The organism is Vibrio celticus, from assembly GCF_024347335.1.
Taxonomy (GTDB): Bacteria; Pseudomonadota; Gammaproteobacteria; order Enterobacterales; family Vibrionaceae; genus Vibrio; species Vibrio celticus.
Genome location: NZ_AP025463.1, coordinates 128,657 through 148,038 on the forward strand (window position 1 = coordinate 128,657; position 19,382 = coordinate 148,038).

Annotated in this window: 8 protein-coding genes, 6 rRNA genes and 1 riboswitch; of the genes, 11 read left to right on the top strand and 3 right to left on the bottom strand. The window is 46.5% G+C overall.

Annotated features, from left to right (window positions below):
• Nucleotides 1-151 precede the first annotated feature (151 nt).
• Nucleotides 152-1,552, bottom strand: a complete 1,401-nt coding sequence (sthA, locus tag OCV19_RS00595; RefSeq protein ID WP_017070282.1) for a Si-specific NAD(P)(+) transhydrogenase — start codon at nt 1,550-1,552, stop codon at nt 152-154.
• A gap of 327 nt (nt 1,553-1,879) precedes the next feature.
• Here sthA and fabR point away from each other — a divergent pair, with 327 nt between their 5' ends.
• Both fabR and OCV19_RS00605 read left to right on the top strand, forming a co-directional pair.
• Nucleotides 1,880-2,521, top strand: a complete 642-nt coding sequence (gene fabR, locus OCV19_RS00600) for an HTH-type transcriptional repressor FabR (protein WP_010438693.1) — start codon at nt 1,880-1,882, stop codon at nt 2,519-2,521.
• Nucleotides 2,521-2,892 (top strand): YijD family membrane protein, encoded by a 372-nt coding sequence (locus tag OCV19_RS00605; protein WP_004736696.1) that lies wholly within the window; start codon nt 2,521-2,523, stop codon nt 2,890-2,892. Before fabR ends, OCV19_RS00605 begins: the two co-directional genes overlap by 1 nt.
• Nucleotides 2,893-2,973: 81 nt before the next feature.
• Here OCV19_RS00605 and trmA read toward each other — a convergent pair whose 3' ends face one another.
• Complete coding sequence (gene trmA, locus OCV19_RS00610) at nt 2,974-4,083, bottom strand: tRNA (uridine(54)-C5)-methyltransferase TrmA (RefSeq protein ID WP_017061050.1); 1,110 nt, start codon at nt 4,081-4,083, stop codon at nt 2,974-2,976.
• A 154-nt stretch (nt 4,084-4,237) separates the two neighbouring features.
• Nucleotides 4,238-4,442: riboswitch (cobalamin riboswitch) on the top strand.
• Nucleotides 4,443-4,482: 40 nt separating this feature from the next.
• On the opposite strand from trmA, the gene OCV19_RS00615 reads away from it, so the two are divergent.
• Genes OCV19_RS00615 through murI form a run of 3 tightly spaced genes read left to right on the top strand, consistent with a single transcriptional unit; the run spans nt 4,483 to nt 7,884 of the window.
• Nucleotides 4,483-6,303, top strand: a complete 1,821-nt coding sequence (locus OCV19_RS00615) for a TonB-dependent receptor domain-containing protein (RefSeq protein ID WP_065677840.1) — start codon at nt 4,483-4,485, stop codon at nt 6,301-6,303.
• 48 nt (nt 6,304-6,351) lie between these two features.
• Nucleotides 6,352-7,017, top strand: a complete 666-nt coding sequence (locus OCV19_RS00620; protein ID WP_065677841.1) for a Dph6-related ATP pyrophosphatase — start codon at nt 6,352-6,354, stop codon at nt 7,015-7,017.
• Between the two features lie 60 nt (nt 7,018-7,077).
• Nucleotides 7,078-7,884, top strand: a complete 807-nt coding sequence (gene murI / locus OCV19_RS00625; RefSeq protein WP_065677842.1) for a glutamate racemase — start codon at nt 7,078-7,080, stop codon at nt 7,882-7,884.
• Here murI and OCV19_RS00630 read toward each other — a convergent pair.
• Nucleotides 7,847-8,299, bottom strand: coding sequence for an RNA recognition motif domain-containing protein (locus OCV19_RS00630; RefSeq protein WP_017061054.1), 453 nt, complete (start codon nt 8,297-8,299; stop codon nt 7,847-7,849). The genes murI and OCV19_RS00630 overlap by 38 nt on opposite strands.
• A gap of 603 nt (nt 8,300-8,902) precedes the next feature.
• Between OCV19_RS00630 and OCV19_RS00635 the strand changes: the two genes are divergently transcribed.
• The 6 genes from OCV19_RS00635 (at nt 8,903) to rrf (OCV19_RS00660) (ending at nt 19,341) form a co-directional block, all read left to right on the top strand.
• Nucleotides 8,903-10,454, top strand: a 16S ribosomal RNA gene (locus tag OCV19_RS00635).
• A gap of 356 nt (nt 10,455-10,810) precedes the next feature.
• Nucleotides 10,811-13,695: ribosomal RNA gene (locus OCV19_RS00640) — 23S ribosomal RNA — on the top strand.
• 131 nt (nt 13,696-13,826) lie between these two features.
• A 5S ribosomal RNA gene (gene rrf, locus OCV19_RS00645) occupies nt 13,827-13,942 on the top strand.
• A gap of 394 nt (nt 13,943-14,336) precedes the next feature.
• A 16S ribosomal RNA gene (locus OCV19_RS00650) occupies nt 14,337-15,891 on the top strand.
• A 356-nt stretch (nt 15,892-16,247) separates the two neighbouring features.
• A 23S ribosomal RNA gene (locus OCV19_RS00655) occupies nt 16,248-19,129 on the top strand.
• Between the two features lie 96 nt (nt 19,130-19,225).
• Nucleotides 19,226-19,341, top strand: a 5S ribosomal RNA gene (gene rrf, locus OCV19_RS00660).
• The 16S, 23S and 5S rRNA genes sit together here, the layout of an rRNA operon.
• Nucleotides 19,342-19,382 lie beyond the last annotated feature (41 nt).

Consider the following 19,382-nt stretch of genomic DNA (forward strand, 5'->3'; position numbering starts at 1 on the left):
GGCTGTACCGGTAAAGGGGTATTTAGAACATCATGATCTAATTACTCTCAATGCCTTATTATTCAGTGTTTTAAATAAAAACAGCAAGCGCGTGGCTTGCTGTTTATGTATTTGGCCTATGGGTGGTCAAATACTCCTATTGGTTCTTTATCTAGAATAAACGGTTAAGCCCGTTGAGTGCTGCAACACGATAAGCTTCCGCCATCGTTGGGTAGTTAAAGGTCGTATTCACAAAGTACTCGATGGTATTTGCTTCACCTTTCTGTTCCATAATCGCTTGTCCGATATGGATGATTTCAGCGGCACGCTCACCAAATACGTGGATACCTAAAATCTCTTTGGTTTCGCGATGGAACAGAATCTTCAAGCTACCAATGTCTTTACCCGCAATTTGAGCACGAGCTAGGTGTTTGAATGAAGAACGTCCTACTTCATACGGTACTTTAGCTGCGGTAAGTTCTTGCTCGGTTTTACCAACAGAGCTGATCTCAGGGATGGTGTAGATGCCGGTTGGAATGTCTTCGATAAGGTGGCGTTCAGCTTCACCTTTCACAATTGCCTGAGCCACAAATCGACCTTGGTCATAAGCCGCGCTTGCTAGGCTAGGGTAGCCAATCACATCACCGACAGCGTAAACATGGTCTACATTGGTTTGGTAGTTGGTGTTTACTGATACTTGACCACGCGAGTCCGCTTCTAAGCCAACAGCACCAAGGTTAAGTTTATCGGTATTACCGGTTCGGCCATTAGCATACAGCAGGCAATCAGCACGCATCTTTTTACCTGACTCTAAGTGAATGATCACGCCATCATCAGTGCCTTCTATTTTCTCAAAGGTTTCATCGTTGCGAATCACGACGCCGCTGTTCCAGAAGTGGTAAGAAAGCGCATCTGAGGTTTCATTGTCTAGGAATGACAACAGACGGTCACGAGTATTGATAAGATCGGTTTTTACACCCAAACCGCGGAAGATCGATGCGTATTCACAACCAATAACGCCAGCACCATAGATGATGATGTGTTGCGGGTCGTGTTTAAGAGAAAGAATCGAGTCGCTGTCGTAGATACGTTCATGCAGGAAGTCGACGTTATCTGGTTGGTAAGGGCGAGAGCCTGTCGCGATAACAAATTTGTCTGCACTGTAATGTTCTTCAGTGCCATCGCTTTGCATTACCGAGATAGTGTTGGTATCGATAAAACGTGCAGTACCAAATACCAGCGTGCACTGGTTGCGGTCGTAGAAGCCTTGGCGTAATCGAGTCTGCTTGTCGATAACCGATTTAGCATGCCCCAAAATGTTGGAAAACGTTGAGTGAATGCTTTTGTTGTTCTGACAAAACAGCGGATTACTGTTGAATTCGATAATACGACTTACGGCATGACGCAGTGCTTTTGAAGGAATCGTTCCCCAGTGAGTACAACCACCACCAACGCTGCTCTCTTTTTCAATGATTGCAACGTTCAACCCGGCTTTGGTTAATCCCATCGCTGCCCCTTCTCCTCCGGGGCCACTACCAATTACGATTACATCAAAGTGGTTGGAGTGCGGCATAGATATCTTCCTTGTTATATTTGATTAACATTGCTTTAGCGAGATTTTAACTGATTCTGTTCTCGGGTACATGAAAAGGGCATCAGAGAGTCGGTGGGATCACGCAGTGTTATCGAAAAAATAATATTTGGTATGTCGTATGTCTCCAAATGACAGTGTGGATATTGAAATTTTTTCTTCGAACGTATTTACTTCGGTACGTGAACAAAGAGGTATGTTTAGTGTCTTATATAACCAGAGTGCCTTATATAAATAAGTGATTCGCGTTATATTGAACAGAGTATTAGACATGCCTGTTTAGGCTGTAAAAGAAGAAATTGATAAAGTATGAAACCAATGGGCATTCGCGCACAGCAAAAAGAAAAAACTCGTCGCAGCTTAATCGATGCAGCATTTAGCCAACTCAGCGCCGATCGTAGTTTTTCCAATCTAAGCTTGAGAGAAGTCGCTCGTGAGGCTGGAATAGCGCCGACTTCCTTTTATCGTCACTTCAAAGACATGGATGAGCTTGGCTTAACCATGGTTGATGAAGGTGGCTTACTGTTGCGCCAGTTAATGCGTCAAGCTAGACAACGCATAGTAAAAGAAGGCAGTGTGATTCGCACATCGGTTGAAACCTTTATGGAATTCATTGAAAGCAGCCCTAACGTATTCAGACTGTTATTACGAGAGCGCTCAGGAACTTCATTTGAGTTTCGTGCAGCGGTAGCTCGTGAGATACAGCACTTCTCTGCTGAGTTAACCGAATATTTGATAACGACTGGCATGACAAGGGACGAAGCTTTCACTCAAGCGGAAGCCTCGGTTATCTTAGTCTTCAACTCAGGGGCAGAAGCATTAGATTTAGATCGACGTCAGCGAGATGAATTGGCTGAACGCTTGATCATGCAATTGCGAATGATGGCCAAAGGAGCTTTTTGGTATCGTAAAGAACGTGAACGTAACCGATTAAAAGGCGGGATTGAATAATGTCGAATGAAAATAATACTGTAAACCGTGGTTCTGAAAGAAAGACACTCGTACTCGCTGTTGTAGCCGGTGTGTGTGGTGATGCATTGTTATCTTGGGTAACAATGAGCGAAGTGGGCTTCTCTATTTTCCCGCTGATCGCTTTAGTTTTGGCAGTACAAGCGCTTTACCAAGAATACCTAACTAACCCAGTATCTGAAGATATCCCACTAGTAGGTCTAGCTTGTTTCTTCGTGGGTGCATTTGGCCACTCGGCTTTCGTGAAAGCACAACACCCTGATGCTGGCTCAAACTTCTTTGCGATTATAGTCGCGATGCTGCTTTTAGCCTGGGTAGGTAAGAAGCTAGGCTTTATCGGTAAAACCGCTTAAACCAATCTACAAATAAAAAAAACGAGCCAATTGGCTCGTTTTTTTGTATCTGCTGTTTGTCTTAGACTGAGAAAACGAGGTTTATGCTTTGCGCTCTAAGAACACACCCGCTTCCATGTGGTGGGTGTAAGGGAACTGGTCAAACAGAGCAAAACGAGTGATGTCGTGCGTTTCGCTTAGGATGTCTAGGTTCTCTTTCAATGTTTCAGGGTTACAAGAGATGTACATGATACGCTCGTAGCCTTGAACCATCTTACAAGTGTCAACATCCATACCTGAACGCGGTGGATCAACAAAGATAGTGTTGCAGTTGTAGCTCTTAAGATCGATGTTCGCTTGCTGTAGACGACGGAACTCACGCTTGCCTTCCATTGCTACAGTAAAATCTTCTGCAGACATACGGATGATCTGAACATTTTCAATGTTGTTCGCCGCGATGTTGTATTGCGCAGATTCTACTGACGGCTTCGCCAGTTCTGTTGCCAGTACACGCTCGAAGTTTTGTGCCAGCGCTAATGAGAAGTTACCGTTACCACAGTAAAGCTCAAGCAAGTCACCTTTGCTGTCTTGAGTACAATCGACTGCCCATTCCAACATTTTCTCTGCTACTTTGCCGTTTGGTTGAGTAAAGCTGTTCTCTACTTGCTGGTAGATGTAGCTATCACCATTCACGTCTAGCTTTTCAATGACGTAGTCGCGGTCCAGTACAATTTTCATCTTACGCGCACGGCCAATCAGGTTTAGGTTAAAACCTTCATCGTTTAATTGTTGCTTAAGTGCTTTAGCATCTTGAATCCACTGTTCACCTAATTGACGGTGGTAAAGCAGTGACACCAAAATCTCGCCGCTTAATGTAGAAAGGAAATCTACTTGGAATAGCTTGTGGCGCAGAGAGTGGTTGTCCTTCATTGCATCTGTTAATAGAGGCATTAGGTCATTGATAAGACGGCTAGCTGCAGGGAACTGGTCTACGCGGTATTTTTCTTTAGTCTCTTGATTGAACATGACGTAATACATATCGTCACCTTCATGCCAGACGCGGAACTCAGCACGCATGCGGTAGTGTTGTTCTGGAGATTCATACACTTCCAGTTCAGGCACATCATATTCTGAGAACATTTCTGTAAGACGCTCAGTCTTTTCTGCCAGTTGTTCTTGGTAGCGTTGCGGGTTTACATCTAAATTCGCCATTGTTATGCCTTTTGCTGTCGTGCTTTTAAATCAAGAGCGCAGATTTTATTCAATCACAGGCGCTTGTCCAGTGTTGAGAGCCATTCAATGTAAATCGACCATGAAAACTATAGCTTATAACAATCTTAGACTAGACAAATGATTCAGAGGTCAATACTATCTTCGGCAAGCTGGTGCCATTTAGATGTATAGATGGCTGAAGAGGGAATCTGGTGTAAATCCAGAACTGACGCGCAGCGGTAAAAGAGAACGAGTATTCATAAGACACTGCAAATAGCTTTTTGTGGGAAGTCGAATATTAGGTAACCATAAGGGTTGTGCTCTTGAGTCCGAATACCTGCCAGCGGCCAAACCATAAGATGTGGTTTGGTAGGACTTTACGCGATTTAGGATCACAACATGAACAAACCCCTTTTAGCGGTTGCTGTAGCATCGCTGCTTTCACCTATCTCCAATTTACACGCCCAACAAGCATCTGCCGATGAAACCATGGTGGTGACGGCTAACCGTTTTGAGCAACCTTTAAATGATGTTATTGCTTCTACTACCGTTATTTCAAAACAAGAAATAGAAGAAACCCAAGCTAAATCTTTAGTGGATGTTTTGAAGCGAGTACCTGGTGTTGAAGTTTCTCAAAGTGGCGGACGCGGACACAGTGCCTCTGTTTTTATGCGCGGATATAATAGTGATCAAGTATTGTTTCTAGTCGATGGTGTTCGTATCGATTCTGCTGCGGGCGGCATTAACTTCAATCATATCCCTGTAGGTATTATTGAGAGAGTAGAAGTTATTCGCGGCTCTGGTGGCGCTTTATATGGTTCAGATGCGGTAGCGGGTGTGATTAACGTTATTACTGAGTCTGCTCATTCAACTGAATCGACAATGATAGCGGTTGGAGCTGGCAGTGATGCTCAAAAGGAAGCTAATTTCTCAACGACTCGAAAATTGTCGAACGGCGGAACATTGAAACTCGCTGGCGGTTTTGATGAGACTGAAGGTTACGATATTAAAGACCCGGCTACTGGTCTTAATTATGGATATGAAAGCCAAAATCTTTTTGCGTCATACTCACAGCCGATCAATGAGGCCTTTACTGGCACAACATCTGTTCGTTGGTTTGATAGTCTGACTGAGTATGACTCGGGTGGTAAGAACTATGGTTACTCTGAGAACTTGAGCGTTACAGCCGCTGTTGACTATAAAGGTGATAACTTAAGCTCTACCTTTAGAGCTAATCAGCAGGCAATCGAAAACCTAGACTATTCACAAGCTCAAGGTAAAGACAACGCTGGAACAAAGAAGAAAATAGATCTGACGAACCTGCAGTTCTTAAATCAGTATTACGTTAATGAGAACGTATCTGTTGGTGCTGGCGCCGACTGGCGTAGAGAAAAACTTGATGATGATGCCTTGTCATATGGTTCCCCTGATGCTCTAGCTGGCGAATCTCGCGATACTACTGGTGTCTATGCTTCTTCTGAACTTCGTTTCGGTGATGTTCAAATTGTAGGTAGCGTGCGTAACGATAAACATGATACTTACGACAATCACACTACATGGTCCTTAGGTACTCGCTATTACCTAACAGAAAAGCACTCACTTAGAGCGGCTGCTGGTACATCATTTAAAGCTCCGAGCTATTCTGATCTAACAACAAATCCAGACCTAGAGCCTGAAGAAGCCGAAAACCGCGAGATTGGATATACCGGTGAATTCGATTTATTCAAACTGGATGTGACAGCATACGATAATGAAGTCGATAACTTGATCATTTGGTACGAAGGTAGCCCGTTTTGGTATCCTCAAAACGTAGATGCAAAATTGAAAGGGTTAGAAATTACAGGTAATTTCGACACGTGGTTCATCCATCACACGGTTGTTGCTGAGTTTAAAGATCATAAAGATTCTGCGGGTAATAAATTAGCGAAGCGTGCTGATGAAAACTATAAGTGGTTGATGGATGCTTCATATAACGATTTTGATGTGAACCTTACCTATACATACACTGGGGATCGAGCGGGTAATCCAAAAGAAACTACTGACCCAGATAATATTTTGCCATCAGTGAGTTTGTGGGATGTTTCTGTAGGGTATTGGATTTCTCCTGAGTTAGTGGTTCGTGGTCGAGTTGATAACTTAACTGACGAGAAATACCAAACAACGCTAGGGTATAACGCTCCTGAGCGTAGATATTTCGCAAATCTAACTTACCAATTCTAATTATCACCTAAACCGCCTCCGGGCGGTTTTTTCTTATTGGGTATATCAATGAAAAAGAAAGTCGTCATAAGTTGGTCGTCAGGCAAAGACTCTACATTAACCCTAGAACGTCTACTTGAAAGCACCGAGTATGAAGTTGTTGCTCTCTATACTACGTATGTTGGAGATGGGGTTCCTTTCCAAGTCACGCCAATCGAGGTTGTCGGAATGCAGGCAACATTGATCGGCTTGCCATTGATAACGATTGAGTTGCCGGAAGTATTCCCAAGTAACGAGATCTATCAAAGTACGATTGTTACGGCACTTAAAGGATCGGGTTTATCTATTGATGCCGTGGCATTCGGCGATATGTTTTGCAATGGTATTGCTGACTACCGAAGAAGTTATATAGAACCTGCGGGTTGGGAGTGTGTATTTCCTCTACTGGGAGAGAGTAGCCAAGCGCTGGCTCAAGAAATCATAGATAGAGGAATCGAAACCTTTCTCGTCACAGTCGATAGCGATGCATTAGACATGGCCTATTGCGGGAAAGAATACACGCCTGAGCTAATTGACAGTTTGCCAAGTCACGTCGACCCATGTGGTGAAGATGGTGAATTTCATACCTTAGTAACGTCAGCGCCATGCTTTAAAGGAAAGCTTAAGATAGAGCTAGAAAATGCAGAACAGGGTGAGCGCTTTGTGCATCAACGCTACCGAGCTTACATTATATAGAGTGATGATTGGCGAAAACTAAGTGAAGGGGTATCATTGCTGCGGAACTTCTTACAGGTAATGGTTGTGTCGGAAAGCATACAAAAAAACATATTGGTCTTTGACTCTGGTGTTGGCGGTCTCTCTGTATATAAAGAGATAAGCCATTTACTACCCAATCACAACTATATCTATGTATTCGATAACGAGGCTTACCCATATGGTGAGCTCGATCAGCAAGTCCTCATCCAGCGAGTCCAAAATATCGTCGCCAGTTTTGTGGCGAGTCACGCTATTGATATTGTCGTGATAGCTTGTAATACGGCCAGTACGATAGTCCTGCCTACACTTCGCGCTAATAACCTTATCCCTATTGTCGGTGTTGTCCCGGCAATCAAACCTGCCTCGTTACTGGCTAATAAAGCGGTTGGCCTTATTGCGACTCCCGCGACGATTACTCGTGAATACACACACGAGCTCATCAAAAACTTCTCGAGTAATAAAAGAGTAGAGCTGTTGGGTTCTACTCGGCTGGTGGATATGGCCGAAGATAAACTCAGAGGAGAGGAAATTAGCCTTGAAGAGTTACAGAAAATCCTTCAACCGATGATCAACACAATTGATGTGGCTGTATTAGGATGTACTCATTTCCCACTGATCAAATCAGAGATTCAACAAGTACTAGGTGAAAGTGTAGTGCTGATAGACTCTGGTAAAGCGATAGCTAAGCGGGTTCAAGATTTGTTGGGTTTGGAAAGCGTTAATAAAGAAGGGGGAGTACGTGAAGTTTTTTGTAGTGCACTTCCTAAAAAAGAAAGTGCACTAAATAGTATGTTAAAGCAGTTAGGGTTTAGCTCAGTTCAGATTCGTCCGCTTCAGGATGTTTAGGATCATTTGCAACACGTACTTTTAAAGTGCGTTGCATGTAATCTTTATCGTTAAGTGCAGAGATTGCATGATTCACATCATTACTTGCCATAACAACAAATCCAAAGCCTCTTCTTTTACCAGTACGTTTGTCTTTCATTAAACGTACTGCAAATACTTCACCATGCTCTGAGAATAATTCACGTACATGTGATTCGTTCGCTTTGTATGGAAGGTTACCTACATAAAGTGTTTTGGTTGAAGCCTTAGGTTCTGAATCTGATTTTGAGTCGGTGCTTGAAAAGTTAACAACAAAAGCGGAAGCCAAGACACCAAGGATAAAGGTAATTGCAGGCGATATATCTACCTGAGAGAAAACAATGCCGCCTAATACAGCCAGTGCGACAATTAACAACATCGATTTTTTTGAGTTCATATCGGAATACTACATATTAATAAACGAAATAGACGCATCTACCATTAACAAAATAGACACATGAATCTTACGTTCATGGCTTCCATTTTTCCAATGTATTGCTGTGATACGTCTCAAATGTTTAGTTTTTATTCGAAAAATGCGGATCTGGTGGCTTTTTAGGCGAACAAAACTTTTATTTCAAAAAGCCCTTGTGCTCCATCTAAATCTCTCTATAATGCCGCCTCACCGACACGGAGTGAGACGAAAGTCACACAGCGAAATCGGTAGAGAAAAAGAGTTTGAAAATAACCCTTGACTCTCAAAGTGGTGCAGGTATAGTACGCACCCCTAGCGACTGAGATGTGAATCACAAAACGCTAGCGCTCTTTAACAATTTAAACCTATCAATCTGTGTGGGCACTCGTTGATGAATATCAAAACGTTTTATCGTTAGATAAAACAGATTCTTCGGAATCAAGTTGATTTCAATGAACTGAGTGACCAATACGAATAACTTCGGTTATTTGGCACAGTCAATTCATTACCATTCTGTTGGAATGGTAATAGCTTTAAAATTACATAGTAGTTTTGAAGTCAGTATTCGTTGAGTCACAAAATCTTAAATTGAAGAGTTTGATCATGGCTCAGATTGAACGCTGGCGGCAGGCCTAACACATGCAAGTCGAGCGGAAACGACACTAACAATCCTTCGGGTGCGTTAATGGGCGTCGAGCGGCGGACGGGTGAGTAATGCCTAGGAAATTGCCTTGATGTGGGGGATAACCATTGGAAACGATGGCTAATACCGCATAATGCCTACGGGCCAAAGAGGGGGATCTTCGGACCTCTCGCGTCAAGATATGCCTAGGTGGGATTAGCTAGTTGGTGAGGTAATGGCTCACCAAGGCGACGATCCCTAGCTGGTCTGAGAGGATGATCAGCCACACTGGAACTGAGACACGGTCCAGACTCCTACGGGAGGCAGCAGTGGGGAATATTGCACAATGGGCGAAAGCCTGATGCAGCCATGCCGCGTGTATGAAGAAGGCCTTCGGGTTGTAAAGTACTTTCAGTTGTGAGGAAGGGTGTGTAGTTAATAGCTGCGCATCTTGACGTTAGCAACAGAAGAAGCACCGGCTAACTCCGTGCCAGCAGCCGCGGTAATACGGAGGGTGCGAGCGTTAATCGGAATTACTGGGCGTAAAGCGCATGCAGGTGGTTCATTAAGTCAGATGTGAAAGCCCGGGGCTCAACCTCGGAACTGCATTTGAAACTGGTGAACTAGAGTGCTGTAGAGGGGGGTAGAATTTCAGGTGTAGCGGTGAAATGCGTAGAGATCTGAAGGAATACCAGTGGCGAAGGCGGCCCCCTGGACAGACACTGACACTCAGATGCGAAAGCGTGGGGAGCAAACAGGATTAGATACCCTGGTAGTCCACGCCGTAAACGATGTCTACTTGGAGGTTGTGGCCTTGAGCCGTGGCTTTCGGAGCTAACGCGTTAAGTAGACCGCCTGGGGAGTACGGTCGCAAGATTAAAACTCAAATGAATTGACGGGGGCCCGCACAAGCGGTGGAGCATGTGGTTTAATTCGATGCAACGCGAAGAACCTTACCTACTCTTGACATCCAGAGAAGCCAGCGGAGACGCAGGTGTGCCTTCGGGAGCTCTGAGACAGGTGCTGCATGGCTGTCGTCAGCTCGTGTTGTGAAATGTTGGGTTAAGTCCCGCAACGAGCGCAACCCTTATCCTTGTTTGCCAGCGAGTAATGTCGGGAACTCCAGGGAGACTGCCGGTGATAAACCGGAGGAAGGTGGGGACGACGTCAAGTCATCATGGCCCTTACGAGTAGGGCTACACACGTGCTACAATGGCGCATACAGAGGGCAGCAAGCTAGCGATAGTGAGCGAATCCCAAAAGTGCGTCGTAGTCCGGATTGAGTCTGCAACTCGACTCCATGAAGTCGGAATCGCTAGTAATCGTGAATCAGAATGTCACGGTGAATACGTTCCTGGCCTTGTACACACCGCCCGTCACACCATGGGAGTGGGCTGCAAAAGAAGTGGGTAGTTTAACCTTTCGGGGAGGACGCTCACCACTTTGTGGTTCATGACTGGGGTGAAGTCGTAACAAGGTAGCCCTAGGGGAACCTGGGGCTGGATCACCTCCTTATACGAAGATACTTACGATGAGTGTCCACACAGATTGATGGTTTAGATTTAGTTAAAGCCAGAGCTTTAATTAATAACGTAAGTTATTGATTAAAGCTTTTTGCTTTATGCTCTTTAACAATTTGGAAAGCTGACTGATTGATTTACTTACGAGTAATTCAATCAAATTTAAAAGTTCTCAATGTTTATCTTTCATTAGATAAACACAACAAACACATTCAAGTGTCTTGTATTCGAATCAAACGTTAGTTTGATTCACAATTGAGTCCGGCAAACAGTTATCAGGAATTAACCCTTCTTGATGACAACCAAAAACCTTGGTTAGTTGCCATACGCTAAGACCCTTTCGGGTTGTATGGTTAAGTGACTAAGCGTACACGGTGGATGCCTTGGCAGTCAGAGGCGATGAAAGGCGTAATAACTTGCGATAAGCCCAGATTAGGTAGTAATAACCTTTTGAGTCTGGGATTCCTGAATGGGGAAACCCACTTACATAAGTAAGTATCCTGTTGTGAATACATAGCAGCAGGAGGCAAACCGGGGGAACTGAAACATCTAAGTACCCCGAGGAAGAGAAATCAACCGAGATTCCGAAAGTAGCGGCGAGCGAAATTGGATTAGCCCTAAGCTTTTAATGAGACAGATGAAGGCTCTGGAAAGTGCCGCAATAAAGGGTGATAGCCCCGTAATCGACATCTCATCATCAGTGAAAACGAGTAGGGCGGGACACGTGATATCCTGTCTGAATATGGGGGGACCATCCTCCAAGGCTAAATACTACTGACTGACCGATAGTGAACCAGTACCGTGAGGGAAAGGCGAAAAGAACCCCTGAGGGGAGTGAAATAGAACCTGAAACCGTGTACGTACAAGCAGTAGGAGCACCTTCGTGGTGTGACTGCGTACCTTTTGTATAATGGGTCAGCGACTTAATTTTAGTAGCAAGGTTAACCGTTTAGGGGAGCCGTAGGGAAACCGAGTCTTAACTGGGCGTACAGTTGCTAGGATTAGACCCGAAACCAGGTGATCTAGCCATGGGCAGGTTGAAGGTTGAGTAACATCAACTGGAGGACCGAACCGACTAATGTTGAAAAATTAGCGGATGACTTGTGGCTAGGGTGAAAGGCCAATCAAACCTGGAGATAGCTGGTTCTCCCCGAAAGCTATTTAGGTAGCGCCTCGGACGAATACTACTGGGGGTAGAGCACTGTTAAGGCTAGGGGGTCATCCCGACTTACCAACCCTTTGCAAACTCCGAATACCAGTAAGTACTATCCGGGAGACACACGGCGGGTGCTAACGTCCGTCGTGGAGAGGGAAACAACCCAGACCGCCAGCTAAGGTCCCAAAGTATAGCTAAGTGGGAAACGATGTGGGAAGGCTCAGACAGCCAGGATGTTGGCTTAGAAGCAGCCATCATTTAAAGAAAGCGTAATAGCTCACTGGTCGAGTCGGCCTGCGCGGAAGATGTAACGGGCTAAGCTATACACCGAAGCTGCGGCTACGTACCTTAGGGTATGTGGGGTAGGGAGCGTTCTGTAAGCCGTTGAAGGTGGTCTGTAAGGGCTGCTGGAGGTATCAGAAGTGCGAATGCTGACATGAGTAACGATAAAGGGAGTGAAAACTCCCTCGCCGGAAGACCAAGGGTTCCTGTCCAACGTTAATCGGGCAGGGTAAGTCGACTCCTAAGGCGAGGCCGAAAGGCGTAGTCGATGGGAAACGGGTTAATATTCCCGTACTTCTTACAATTGCGATGGGGACGGAGAAGGCTAGGTGGGCCTGGCGACGGTTGTCCAGGTTCAAGTATGTAGGCGGGTGGTTTAGGTAAATCCGGACCGCTACTAACGCTGAGATACGATGTCGAGCTACTACGGTAGTGAAGTCATTGATGCCATGCTTCCAGGAAAAGCCTCTAAGCTTCAGATTGTAAGGAATCGTACCCCAAACCGACACAGGTGGTCGGGTAGAGAATACCAAGGCGCTTGAGAGAACTCGGGTGAAGGAACTAGGCAAAATGGTACCGTAACTTCGGGAGAAGGTACGCTCTTATCAGTGAAGTCCCTTGCGGATGGAGCAGACGAGAGTCGCAGATACCAGGTGGCTGCAACTGTTTATTAAAAACACAGCACTGTGCAAAATCGTAAGATGACGTATACGGTGTGACGCCTGCCCGGTGCCGGAAGGTTAATTGATGGGGTTAGACTTCGGTCGAAGCTCTTGATCGAAGCCCCGGTAAACGGCGGCCGTAACTATAACGGTCCTAAGGTAGCGAAATTCCTTGTCGGGTAAGTTCCGACCTGCACGAATGGCGTAATGATGGCCACGCTGTCTCCACCCGAGACTCAGTGAAATTGAAATCGCTGTGAAGATGCAGTGTACCCGCGGCTAGACGGAAAGACCCCGTGAACCTTTACTACAGCTTGGCACTGAACATTGAACCTACATGTGTAGGATAGGTGGGAGACTTTGAAACCGCGTCGCTAGATGTGGTGGAGTCGTCCTTGAAATACCACCCTTGTAGTTTTGATGTTCTAACGTTGGTCCCTGAATCGGGATTACGGACAGTGCCTGGTGGGTAGTTTGACTGGGGCGGTCTCCTCCCAAAGAGTAACGGAGGAGCACGAAGGTGGGCTAAACACGGTTGGACATCGTGTGGTTAGTGCAATGGCATAAGCCCGCTTGACTGCGAGAATGACAATTCGAGCAGGTGCGAAAGCAGGTCATAGTGATCCGGTGGTTCTGAATGGAAGGGCCATCGCTCAACGGATAAAAGGTACTCCGGGGATAACAGGCTGATACCGCCCAAGAGTTCATATCGACGGCGGTGTTTGGCACCTCGATGTCGGCTCATCACATCCTGGGGCTGAAGTCGGTCCCAAGGGTATGGCTGTTCGCCATTTAAAGTGGTACGCGAGCTGGGTTTAGAACGTCGTGAGACAGTTCGGTCCCTATCTGCCGTGGGCGTTGGAAAATTGAAAGGGGCTGCTCCTAGTACGAGAGGACCGGAGTGGACGAACCTCTGGTGTTCGGGTTGTCATGCCAATGGCATTGCCCGGTAGCTAAGTTCGGAATCGATAACCGCTGAAAGCATCTAAGCGGGAAGCGAGCCTTGAGATGAGTTTTCCCCTGGCACTATAAGTGTCCTAAAGGGTTGTCGTAGACTACGACGTTGATAGGCAGGGTGTGTAAGTGCTGCGAGGCATTGAGCTAACCTGTACTAATTGCCCGTGAGGCTTAACCATACAACACCCAAGGGGTTTTGTGGACTCAAAGACAGACCTTGAATGAGTTTGAAGAGAAATAACTTTTAAATACAGTTTTCCAGATTATTTTGCCTTCAGTTTTAAAAAACTGAAAGTAAAAGCAAAATTTGCTTGGCGACCATAGCATTGTGGACCCACCTGATTCCATGCCGAACTCAGAAGTGAAACACAATAGCGCCGATGGTAGTGTGGGGCTTCCCCATGTGAGAGTAGGACATCGCCAGGCTTTAATTTCGACTTTGTCTATTAAATAGACAAGTCACCATAGAGTTCTAAGTTTTCTTAGTATTTTATGTTGACTTTCAAAGTAGAAAGCGTATTATACGCGTCCTGCTTGAGTGCTAAGGCACTGAAAGCAAAGCTCTTTAACAATTTAAACCTATCAATCTGTGTGGGCACTCGTTGATGAATATCAAAACGTTTTATCGTTAGATAAAACAGATTCTTCGGAATCAAAATTGATTTCAATGAACTGAGTGACCAATACGTTTAACTACTTGTAGTTATTCGGCACAGTCAATTCATTACCATTCTGTTGGAATGGTAATAGCTTTAGAATTACATGTTTACTTCGGTAAATATTAGTTTTGAAGTCAGTATTCGTTGAGTCACAAAATCTTAAATTGAAGAGTTTGATCATGGCTCAGATTGAACGCTGGCGGCAGGCCTAACACATGCAAGTCGAGCGGAAACGACACTAACAATCCTTTGGGTGCGTTAATGGGCGTCGAGCGGCGGACGGGTGAGTAATGCCTAGGAAATTGCCTTGATGTGGGGGATAACCATTGGAAACGATGGCTAATACCGCATAATGCCTACGGGCCAAAGAGGGGGATCTTCGGACCTCTCGCGTCAAGATATGCCTAGGTGGGATTAGCTAGTTGGTGAGGTAATGGCTCACCAAGGCGACGATCCCTAGCTGGTCTGAGAGGATGATCAGCCACACTGGAACTGAGACACGGTCCAGACTCCTACGGGAGGCAGCAGTGGGGAATATTGCACAATGGGCGAAAGCCTGATGCAGCCATGCCGCGTGTATGAAGAAGGCCTTCGGGTTGTAAAGTACTTTCAGTTGTGAGGAAGGGGGTAACGTTAATAGCGTTATCTCTTGACGTTAGCAACAGAAGAAGCACCGGCTAACTCCGTGCCAGCAGCCGCGGTAATACGGAGGGTGCGAGCGTTAATCGGAATTACTGGGCGTAAAGCGCATGCAGGTGGTTCATTAAGTCAGATGTGAAAGCCCGGGGCTCAACCTCGGAACTGCATTTGAAACTGGTGAACTAGAGTACTGTAGAGGGGGGTAGAATTTCAGGTGTAGCGGTGAAATGCGTAGAGATCTGAAGGAATACCAGTGGCGAAGGCGGCCCCCTGGACAGATACTGACACTCAGATGCGAAAGCGTGGGGAGCAAACAGGATTAGATACCCTGGTAGTCCACGCCGTAAACGATGTCTACTTGGAGGTTGTGGCCTTGAGCCGTGGCTTTCGGAGCTAACGCGTTAAGTAGACCGCCTGGGGAGTACGGTCGCAAGATTAAAACTCAAATGAATTGACGGGGGCCCGCACAAGCGGTGGAGCATGTGGTTTAATTCGATGCAACGCGAAGAACCTTACCTACTCTTGACATCCAGAGAAGCCAGCGGAGACGCGGGTGTGCCTTCGGGAGCTCTGAGACAGGTGCTGCATGGCTGTCGTCAGCTCGTGTTGTGAAATGTTGGGTTAAGTCCCGCAACGAGCGCAACCCTTATCCTTGTTTGCCAGCGAGTAATGTCGGGAACTCCAGGGAGACTGCCGGTGATAAACCGGAGGAAGGTGGGGACGACGTCAAGTCATCATGGCCCTTACGAGTAGGGCTACACACGTGCTACAATGGCGCATACAGAGGGCAGCAAGCTAGCGATAGTGAGCGAATCCCAAAAAGTGCGTCGTAGTCCGGATTGGAGTCTGCAACTCGACTCCATGAAGTCGGAATCGCTAGTAATCGTGAATCAGAATGTCACGGTGAATACGTTCCCGGGCCTTGTACACACCGCCCGTCACACCATGGGAGTGGGCTGCAAAAGAAGTGGGTAGTTTAACCTTTCGGGGAGGACGCTCACCACTTTGTGGTTCATGACTGGGGTGAAGTCGTAACAAGGTAGCCCTAGGGGAACCTGGGGCTGGATCACCTCCTTATACGAAGATACTTACGATGAGTGTCCACACAGATTGATGGTTTAGATTTAGTTAAAGCCAGAGCTTTAATTAATAACGTAAGTTATTGATTAAAGCTTTTTGCTTTATGCTCTTTAACAATTTGGAAAGCTGACTGATTGATTTACTTACGAGTAATTCAATCAAATTTAAAAGTTCTCAATGTTTATCTTTCATTAGATAAACACAACAAACACATTCAAGTGTCTTGTATTCGAATCAAACGTTAGTTTGATTCACAATTGAGTCCGGCAAACAGTTATCAGGAATTAACCCTTCTTGATGACAACCAAAAACCTTGGTTAGTTGCCATACGCTAAGACCCTTTCGGGTTGTATGGTTAAGTGACTAAGCGTACACGGTGGATGCCTTGGCAGTCAGAGGCGATGAAAGGCGTAATAACTTGCGATAAGCCCAGATTAGGTAGTAATAACCTTTTGAGTCTGGGATTCCTGAATGGGGAAACCCACTTACATAAGTAAGTATCCTGTTGTGAATACATAGCAGCAGGAGGCAAACCGGGGGAACTGAAACATCTAAGTACCCCGAGGAAGAGAAATCAACCGAGATTCCGAAAGTAGCGGCGAGCGAAATTGGATTAGCCCTTAAGCTTTTAATGAGACAGATGAAGGCTCTGGAAAGTGCCGCAATAAAGGGTGATAGCCCCGTAATCGACATCTCATCATCAGTGAAAACGAGTAGGGCGGGACACGTGATATCCTGTCTGAATATGGGGGGACCATCCTCCAAGGCTAAATACTACTGACTGACCGATAGTGAACCAGTACCGTGAGGGAAAGGCGAAAAGAACCCCTGTGAGGGGAGTGAAATAGAACCTGAAACCGTGTACGTACAAGCAGTAGGAGCACCTTCGTGGTGTGACTGCGTACCTTTTGTATAATGGGTCAGCGACTTAATTTTAGTAGCAAGGTTAACCGTTTAGGGGAGCCGTAGGGAAACCGAGTCTTAACTGGGCGTACAGTTGCTAGGATTAGACCCGAAACCAGGTGATCTAGCCATGGGCAGGTTGAAGGTTGAGTAACATCAACTGGAGGACCGAACCGACTAATGTTGAAAAATTAGCGGATGACTTGTGGCTAGGTGAAAGGCCAATCAAACCTGGAGATAGCTGGTTCTCCCGAAAGCTATTTAGGTAGCGCCTCGGACGAATACTACTGGGGTAGAGCACTGTTAAGGCTAGGGGTCATCCCGACTTACCAACCCTTTGCAAACCCGAATACCAGTAAGTACTATCCGGGAGACACACGGCGGGTGCTAACGTCCGTCGTGGAGAGGGAAACAACCCAGACCGCCAGCTAAGGTCCCAAAGTATAGCTAAGTGGGAAACGATGTGGGAAGGCTCAGACAGCCAGGATGTTGGCTTAGAAGCAGCCATCATTTAAAGAAAGCGTAATAGCTCACTGGTCGAGTCGGCCTGCGCGGAAGATGTAACGGGGCTAAGCTATACACCGAAGCTGCGGCTACGTACCTTAGGGTATGTGGGGTAGGGAGCGTTCTGTAAGCCGTTGAAGGTGGTCTGTAAGGGCTGCTGGAGGTATCAGAAGTGCGAATGCTGACATGAGTAACGATAAAGGGAGTGAAAACTCCCTCGCCGGAAGACCAAGGGTTCCTGTCCAACGTTAATCGGGGCAGGGTAAGTCGACTCCTAAGGCGAGGCCGAAAGGCGTAGTCGATGGGAAACAGGTTAATATTCCTGTACTTCTTACAATTGCGATGGGGGGACGGAGAAGGCTAGGTGGGCCTGGCGACGGTTGTCCAGGTTCAAGTACGTAGGCGGGTGGTTTAGGTAAATCCGGACCGCTACTAACGCTGAGATGCGATGTCGAGCTACTACGGTAGTGAAGTCATTGATGCCATGCTTCCAGGAAAAGCCTCTAAGCTTCAGATTGTAAGGAATCGTACCCCAAACCGACACAGGTGGTCGGGTAGAGAATACCAAGGCGCTTGAGAGAACTCGGGTGAAGGAACTAGGCAAAATGGTACCGTAACTTCGGGAGAAGGTACGCTCTTATCAGTGAAGTCCCTTGCGGATGGAGCAGACGAGAGTCGCAGATACCAGGTGGCTGCAACTGTTTATTAAAAACACAGCACTGTGCAAAATCGTAAGATGACGTATACGGTGTGACGCCTGCCCGGTGCCGGAAGGTTAATTGATGGGGTTAGACTTCGGTCGAAGCTCTTGATCGAAGCCCCGGTAAACGGCGGCCGTAACTATAACGGTCCTAAGGTAGCGAAATTCCTTGTCGGGTAAGTTCCGACCTGCACGAATGGCGTAATGATGGCCACGCTGTCTCCACCCGAGACTCAGTGAAATTGAAATCGCTGTGAAGATGCAGTGTACCCGCGGCTAGACGGAAAGACCCCGTGAACCTTTACTACAGCTTGGCACTGAACATTGAACCTACATGTGTAGGATAGGTGGGAGACTTTGAAACCGCGTCGCTAGATGTGGTGGAGTCGTCCTTGAAATACCACCCTTGTAGTTTTGATGTTCTAACGTTGGTCCCTGAATCGGGATTACGGACAGTGCCTGGTGGGTAGTTTGACTGGGGCGGTCTCCTCCCAAAGAGTAACGGAGGAGCACGAAGGTGGGCTAAACACGGTTGGACATCGTGTGGTTAGTGCAATGGCATAAGCCCGCTTGACTGCGAGAATGACAATTCGAGCAGGTGCGAAAGCAGGTCATAGTGATCCGGTGGTTCTGAATGGAAGGGCCATCGCTCAACGGATAAAAGGTACCGGGGATAACAGGCTGATACCGCCCAAGAGTTCATATCGACGGCGGTGTTTGGCACCTCGATGTCGGCTCATCACATCCTGGGGCTGAAGTCGGTCCCAAGGGTATGGCTGTTCGCCATTTAAAGTGGTACGCGAGCTGGGTTTAGAACGTCGTGAGACAGTTCGGTCCCTATCTGCCGTGGGCGTTGGAAAATTGAAAGGGCTGCTCCTAGTACGAGAGGACCGGAGTGGACGAACCTCTGGTGTTCGGGTTGTCATGCCAATGGCATTGCCCGGTAGCTAAGTTCGGAATCGATAACCGCTGAAAGCATCTAAGCGGGAAGCGAGCCTTGAGATGAGTTTTCCTGGCACTATAAGTGTCCTAAAGGGTTGTCGTAGACTACGACGTTGATAGGCAGGGTGTGTAAGTGCTGCGAGGCATTGAGCTAACCTGTACTAATTGCCCGTGAGGCTTAACCATACAACACCCAAGGGGTTTTGTGGACTCAAAGACAGACCTTGAATGAGTTTGAAGAGAAATAACTTTTAAATACAGTTTTCCGAATTTTAAAATTTGCTTGGCGACCATAGCATTGTGGACCCACCTGATTCCATGCCGAACTCAGAAGTGAAACACAATAGCGCCGATGGTAGTGTGGGGCTTCCCCATGTGAGAGTAGGACATCGCCAGGCTTTAATTTCGACTTTGTCTATTAAATAGACAAGTCACCATA